This window comes from Streptomyces sp. adm13(2018) (genome assembly GCF_008042145.1).
In the GTDB taxonomy this organism is placed as follows: domain Bacteria; phylum Actinomycetota; class Actinomycetes; order Streptomycetales; family Streptomycetaceae; genus Streptomyces.
This window is the reverse complement of sequence record NZ_RDBH01000312.1, coordinates 1-601: the sequence shown is the minus strand read 5'-3', so window position 1 is coordinate 601 and position 601 is coordinate 1. Positions and strand designations below refer to the sequence as shown.

General features: G+C 57.3%; 2 rRNA genes. Both read left to right on the top strand.

Annotated elements, in window-relative coordinates:
* A 16S ribosomal RNA gene (locus EAO70_RS37025) occupies positions 1 to 86 on the top strand; the annotation flags it as partial.
* Between the two features lie 286 nt (positions 87 to 372).
* Positions 373 to 601 (top strand): 23S ribosomal RNA (locus EAO70_RS37020); the annotation flags it as partial.

Sequence of the window (601 nt, the reverse complement as noted above, 5' to 3'; positions counted from 1 at the left end):
GGGAGCTGTCGAAGGTGGGACTGGCGATTGGGACGAAGTCGTAACAAGGTAGCCGTACCGGAAGGTGCGGCTGGATCACCTCCTTTCTAAGGAGCACAGTACCGATTGCAGGCAAAYGTTCTGCACGGTCAGCTCATGGGTGGAACGTTGATTAGTTGGCACGATCCAGTGGATCACTTCACCAGTACTGCTTCGGCGTGGAACGTGATGATGAGACACAGGGTCGTGCTTGGCACGTTGTTGGGTGTCTGAGGGTACGGCCGGCTGGTCGTCCTTCAAGATTCCGGCCCCAGTGAACTCAYCTGCTTGTCGGGTGGGGTGATGGGTGGCTGGTCGTTGTTTGAGAACTACACAGTGGACGCGAGCATCTGTGGCCAAGTTTTTAAGGGCGCACGGTGGATGCCTTGGCACCAGGAACCGATGAAGGACGTGGGAGGCCACGATAGTCCCCGGGGAGCCGTCAACCAGGCTTTGATCCGGGGGTTTCCGAATGGGGAAACCCGGCAGTCGTCATGGGCTGTCACCCATGCCTGAACACATAGGGCATGTGGAGGGAACGAGGGGAAGTGAAACATCTCAGTACCCTCAGGAAGAGAAAACA